The 6,060-nt window shown below is 44.8% G+C and carries 5 protein-coding genes and 1 pseudogene; 4 read left to right on the top strand and 2 right to left on the bottom strand.

The genetic code is table 11. The features are described from left to right. Positions 1 to 212: 212 nt before the first annotated feature. Together F6K53_RS34825 and F6K53_RS34820 are read left to right on the top strand one after the other, a co-directional pair. On the top strand, positions 213 to 1,568 hold the full coding sequence (locus F6K53_RS34825; RefSeq protein WP_293066672.1) for an N-acetylmuramoyl-L-alanine amidase: 1,356 nt from the start codon (positions 213 to 215) through the stop codon (positions 1,566 to 1,568). Further along, positions 1,546 to 1,677 carry a hypothetical protein gene (locus F6K53_RS34820; protein WP_293019385.1) on the top strand — a complete coding sequence of 44 codons (132 nt, stop codon included), beginning with the start codon at positions 1,546 to 1,548 and terminating at the stop codon, positions 1,675 to 1,677. Before F6K53_RS34825 ends, F6K53_RS34820 begins: the two co-directional genes overlap by 23 nt. A 90-nt stretch (positions 1,678 to 1,767) precedes the next feature. Here the strand turns inward: F6K53_RS34820 and F6K53_RS34815 are convergent, their stop codons facing one another. Both F6K53_RS34815 and F6K53_RS34810 read right to left on the bottom strand, forming a co-directional pair. Then, positions 1,768 to 2,538, bottom strand: a complete 771-nt coding sequence (locus F6K53_RS34815; protein ID WP_293019387.1) for a hypothetical protein — start codon at positions 2,536 to 2,538, stop codon at positions 1,768 to 1,770. A 143-nt stretch (positions 2,539 to 2,681) separates the two neighbouring features. Next, the gene (locus tag F6K53_RS34810) at positions 2,682 to 2,828 is read right to left on the bottom strand and encodes a hypothetical protein (RefSeq protein WP_293019389.1); all 147 of its coding nucleotides are present in this window, start codon (positions 2,826 to 2,828) and stop codon (positions 2,682 to 2,684) included. A 303-nt stretch (positions 2,829 to 3,131) separates the two neighbouring features. On the opposite strand from F6K53_RS34810, the gene F6K53_RS34805 reads away from it, so the two are divergent. Both F6K53_RS34805 and F6K53_RS34800 read left to right on the top strand, forming a co-directional pair. Beyond that, positions 3,132 to 4,370, top strand: coding sequence for a DUF3747 domain-containing protein (locus F6K53_RS34805; RefSeq protein ID WP_293019390.1), 1,239 nt, complete (start codon positions 3,132 to 3,134; stop codon positions 4,368 to 4,370). A gap of 833 nt (positions 4,371 to 5,203) precedes the next feature. Next, a pseudogene (locus F6K53_RS34800) lies at positions 5,204 to 6,060 on the top strand (hypothetical protein); the annotation flags it as partial.

Genomic DNA, 6,060 nt, shown 5'->3' with positions numbered 1-6,060 from the left:
CTAGAAAGACGAGTGGCAGGTTTAACTCCAATTACTGCATGACCACTCCTCCCTCAGGCAACAATAAATTGCACCTTGACCGTTTTGTACGGGTTCATCCCGATTAATTACGGTTTAAGAGTATCTCGAACTTCCCCTAGCCATAGGGAAAGTAAATCCTTATCCTGGAAACAGCAAGTGCTCAATTAAGGGCTGAGGGCAAAAAGCAAGACATGGGACGTATATTTATTTCAGCAGGTCACGGTGGCATGGAACGTGGTGGTCTTGACCCAGGGGCGATTGCCGGTGGGACAACGGAAGCCGAAGAAATGATTGGGCTGCGAGATATGGTGGTGCCAGAATTGCGATCGCGTCGGTATGAAGTATTATCTGTTCCTGATGAATTGAGTTTAAAGCAGACAATTCAATGGATTAATGACCGTGCTGGTTTTGGTGATGTAGCGCTAGAGATTCATGCTGATGCCTTTTCCAATCCTAACATCCGAGGTGCCTCTGCTTTTTACATTTTCAATAACACTGAGCGCAAGAAGCATGGTGAACTAATGCTGCGCTATTTGATCACACGCCTTCCTGAACTGCCCAATCGAGGAGCAAAACCCGATACGGAATCAGGTGTTGGGCGTCTTGCCTTTTGCCGTGATGTTATCCTGCCCTCCCTACTGCTCGAAGTTGGCTTTCTGACTAATCCCCAAGACCGTGCTCTGCTCCAGAATCGACGTCGTGACATGGCCAGAGGCATAGCTGATGGACTTGCCCAATGGAGTAGTTTGATATCTGGTGAACAGCCACCCGATCAACTCAATCCCGTTTATCCCATCATTGATATTAAAATCAATAATCAGACTTACGATGATCGAGGTGTTCTAATCAATAGCAATTCTTACATTCCCATTGACCTAGCCGATCGCCTAGGAGTGGATTTGACCACCGCCGACAATGTCCGTCGTGTGCAATATCGGGGAGTCGTTTATGTTAAGGCCATTGAACTAAGAGAATATAACATCTTTGTCGGTTGGGATGCTCCTACCCGCACTGTGATTTTGCGCTCAATTTCCCAGAAAATCTGTCCAGGTCTGATTGACCGGATCATGGGTCATGGTAGCACCTCCGAAGTCCAGTTACAGATATTTCTTAAAAACAATAATCAGAACGCCCTGACTGAGTTTCCTGACCTAGCTAGGCTCTATCGAGAAGAAGCCTCGGTAGAGGGAGTCAACTATGACATTGCCTTTGCCCAAGCTTGTGTAGAAACTAACTTCCTACGCTTTAGCGATCGCCTTAGACCTGAGCAAAATAATTTTGGTGGTTTGGGAGCAGTGACTAGTGAGGAAGAAGCGACTTTTCCTAGCGCTAGAATTGGAGTACGTGCCCATATCCAACATTTGAAAGCCTACGCCAGTCAGGAACCCCTAGTCCAACCCTTGGTCGATCCCCGGTTTCGCTTCGTTACCCGAGGGATTGCTCCCTTAGTTGAACAGCTCAGTGGCCGCTGGTCAGCTGACTTAGATTATGGCAAGCGAATTATCGCCGTTGTCAGGCGTTTATATGAAGCATCTAACTTGCTTTGATCCCGATTCCCGATTCCCGATTCCCGATTCCCGATTCCCGATTCCCGATTCCACCTCAAGCAGCCCTCTAACTCAGCGCTGCAAGCGCACTACGCATTTAGATGTTTGACATTCCTAAACTCCAAAACTTAGTCATAGTTTACTTCTGACTTCTGACTTCTGACTTCTGACTTCTGACTTCTGACTTGCGCTATAACTACTAAGCTGTCTTGAAAAACCGGATAATTTCTCGGACATTATCCAGAAATTGACTATCTGTAGTTAATTGTGCGATCGCATTTTCAGAATCCCGAGCTAAACGTTGGTGTTCCGCATTGTTATTAGCTTCCAGTTGTGCCATTGATGCTTCAAGTTGGGCTAAGCCTTTGCGAGTCTCTTCCCAGTAACGCTGATGGGTTGCCACCCAAGAGTAAGGTTCTTCTGGGTCTAGTTTCTCTTCTAGACCTTTGACAGTTCTTTCGAGAGCTTCAAAACGATTCTGTAGTTCCATTACATCTCGGCGAGGATACTTAAACTCTTGCCGGATCATCCTTAACCGGGCTGCTAAATACTGGTAAAAACGTACCGCTGGACGCAAAGCAGTTAAAAGCAAAGCTGCTCCCGAACTGACGTAGCCTACAGCACTAATCCCAGTGGCAGCAAGGATGTACAGACCCACAGCAGATAACAGGTGAAGGGCGATTGCTACGGTTAGCGATCGCTTAGCTATCATTTCCACATAGTTTAATTGCTTCGGGTCAACCGCAATCTCATTTGCCCTGGAAGCCGACCCCTCTGCTAAAACTTCCCTAGCTTCCAAGTGGACATTCCACGGAACTGTCACAATCACCAACAGCCACCAAAAGCTAGCCACACCAATTATCCAATCTAGGAAATGACCAGTACTAATGTGCAACCATTGCAACAGCCCAAACACCAATAGAGTTAGAATTCCTAACCCAGTCCCTACACCAGCAATATTAAATAACATCCTAGCGACCTCCGACGGATTTTCAGCCTTGATCCCATCATGCTTAGAGATAACCCTCAGGCTCGAAAACCTTGTGATAGTTTCGCTAGCTTCACACTGATATTAGGTAAGTATTCAGCTATCAGCCGTCAGCTGTCAGCTAATCAACGGTCGGTAGTTGCTAGTGGTGCTTTAGGGACGGACTCACCCTCATTTTCTCGGTAGCCAGTGTTGGGACAGTCCGCTCCGAAAATTGTCACGGGCAAGATGCCCATTCCACAACAAGATGCCCATTCCACCCACCAGGTCAAACAGCTTTTAGGAGATGCACCCTGCTCCTTTTACTCATCCGACCCCGTGCAGTTAAAGCCCCTGATAGCACCTGAAGTAGCACCATCTGTAGCCCATGAGCTGATACGCGACACGCTGATAGCTGATAGCTTATGTGTCCTTAGCTACTTTTGCTCAAATTTTATTAATCAAAATTAAAACTTAAACCATTAGAACCAGAAACATTTAATCTGAAAGTTAATCATTATAGCTTGAAGCAGTCGTCTTAAAATTGACAAATCCTAAAAGCCTAGTACAGATGCTGAAAAACAGAGGTAAGTAGCATGAAGAGTTCTTTAAAACAAAAATTACCACAAAAACTAGCCACCTTCGCCACCGTTGCCCTAGCCACTGCCTTCTCAGCAATCAGTCTTGGCAACCAAACCTCCGCCGCTACCTTTGAGCAAAAACAAGTTGAACAAGGCAAGTTTATTGCTGTAGCTCAACCCTTTGGCGCAAATTCCCATCAATTGCTGATCATAGAGCAAAAATCCAACAAGCGAGCCTGTTGGAGCGAGAGTGGTACTAACCCAGTGATCGTAGACCCACTGCTGTTGAACTTTGACTTTACTGGCATTTGCGGACGCAGTACTGATAGCAATGGCTATTCCATGCGCATGGCGGGTGAAGACTTAGGACTTGATTACATCCTTAGCATTGTTGAGCGTAATGGTGAACTGTTGCTAGTGGGTAAGCACCGCCTTGATCGTAAAGCTCCTGAAGTAATCATCGGTAGAACTGGTGGTATTCGCCAGGGCTTTATGAAAATTTTTCTGCAGCCCGGTTGGGAATTTGCCAAGAGAATGTTCAATGGCAGAGAGCTAGGTCACGTCTACCTTGCTACTAACACACCCCTAGGTAACACAGGAAGTACTGATCCATCCAAGCTTCCTCCACTTCCGCCACGAGAAACCTCTAAATTTCGGGATATTGCTACTGATGTCTATGCCTCAGAAATTGAAAAAGCCGTAGCAATGGGATTTATTGCTGGATTTCAGGACAATACCTTCAGACCCCAAGGGTTTCTCACCAGAGAACAACTCGTGTCTATGGTCATTGAAGGCTTAGGTAAACTGCCAGGTGCTAATATTACTGTCCCCACTCAAGCATCAGGAAGGCCCTATCAAGATGTTGAGGCTGGGCGCTGGAGTGCTGCCAAAATTCAATGGGCGAGGGACAATAATATTGTTAGTGGCTATCCTGATGGCACCTTTCGACCAAATAAGTCCGTAACTCGTGCCGAATTGATGGCAGTACAAAAAAAAGCTGCTGAATTTGCCAAAAACCTCCAAGGTCAGCCAGGGGTACTCGTTTCTAATGGGTCAGTCACACAATTTTCCGACACCGAAGGTCACTGGGCTGTCGCTCTGATTTCTGAAATGTCTGCCTACTGCCAAGTTGCATCTCCCCTAAACGAAAGGGGTAACGCTTTCTTCCCCAATTCTGAAGCACGCCGGAACTATGCCGCTGCTGCTACTCTGCGCATGCTCAACTGTGTCCAGCAGCCCATTACTCAGAAGTAGCACATTATCCTTTAAGAAGGCCACAAGAAACGTCTGTTGATCAGACCTCAAGTAAACAACGTAAGCTATCAGCTGATAGCACCTCAAGTAGCGTGTGCATAGCACATTAGCTGATAGCTTACATCACCCCATTATATCAATTCCGGTAGCCTGGGATTGATCACAAACCCGATTGAATACTGCCGCAAAGTCTCTATTTTATTCCTCCCTTCCTGAACTCTGCCTCTTGGCCGTTTTCCTTCTCTTCTATCCAACATATAAAGATGTAAACGAGAGCTCTATAGCAGAAGTCAGAAGTCAGAAGTCAGAAGTCAGAAGTCAAACTCTTGCGCTTACTTAGGTTTGAGACTTTTGTCATGTCCGCGCCTGCCCTGGCGACTGCTATAAAAGTGAAGACTTTAATAAATCCGTAAAAAAAACTGTAAAGATTTGATTAAGCAAGGAGTTTTATAGTGACATGGAATCATAATTATGTCATCTATAGTAATGTAATTTTTTTTTTAGACAATTTAGATAATTCTTATGAAGTCTAGTTTTAGCTATTGTCCAATAAGAAGCATGAGAAATTTCTTAATTTATTTAATTGAAAGTGAATAAGATTTCGATTACCCAAAGTTTCAGATCCAATCTAGTAATTGGGATTTAGCAATTCCTGTAGTAATTGTGATAATTTTTGGATCCAGATCTGCTGTTCCCTACTCCCTACTCCCTTTGCTATAGAGCATAAACTCCAATACTAATTTTCCATAACACCAAAAACTACTCGGATCTCTTTCCTACTGTTCCCTATTCCCTGTTCCCTATTCCCTAAAAAGGAGAGGATAATAGTAATTATGCCAACATTTGAGGCAGAAGACACAACTAGGCTGAGTTTAGAAAACTACATAGTTTTTGATAGTGACATTGCTTCCGGTGGTCAAGCTATCGAGATTCCCAAAACCAATACTACTGAACAAGGATTCATTCGTTTAACCTGGACAGAAGATGACGGTCCTGCTGGTAACTATAATTTTAAGATTGCCTATTTTGATGAATCAGATGGCCGATCTACCCTGACACTTCGTGTCAACGATATCCCGATTAGTAGATATATTTTCAATAAAAACCCAGGAGAACAGGACAATCCACCCATAGACACACCCAATTCTGGTAATTATATCGGCTTGACTGGTTCTATATTTGATGGTTTATCCAATCCTAATCCTGTCTTTAAAGACGTAGAACTGGCTCCAGGGGATCAGATTGAAATCTCTGCCGTGGCAGATAGTTTGGGGAATCAAACCTATGAACTAGCACGAATAGACGTTATTGAAATAACACCAGCACTGGAAGCTGGCCCAGTTATTACTTTTCCTGAACTTACCATTACCCCTACTGATGGCACATTAGCCGAAACTGTGCCAAAAAGTGGTGGTATCACCATCACCCGTACCGGAGACATTAGTCAAAGCCTAGAGGTAACTTACACGGTCAGTGGCACCGCTAGCTCCTCAGATTACAAGCCCATCCTAACCGGTACCGTTACTATTCCAGAAGGTCAGGAGTCAGTAGATCTCAAGCTCACCCCAATCGCCGATGGAATAGTAGAAGGGGAAGAAACTGTAATTATTACCCTTGAGAATAGTCCCGACTATCAATTAGGTGAGACTCCCAGTGCCACTTTCACCATTACCGACAATGACCAATCCAC

It is taken from the genome of Moorena sp. SIO4A1 (assembly GCF_010672065.1).
In the GTDB taxonomy this organism is placed as follows: Bacteria; Cyanobacteriota; Cyanobacteriia; order Cyanobacteriales; family Coleofasciculaceae; genus Moorena.
Note: the sequence above shows the minus strand (reverse complement) of the source record. Positions and strands in the feature narration are given on the sequence as shown.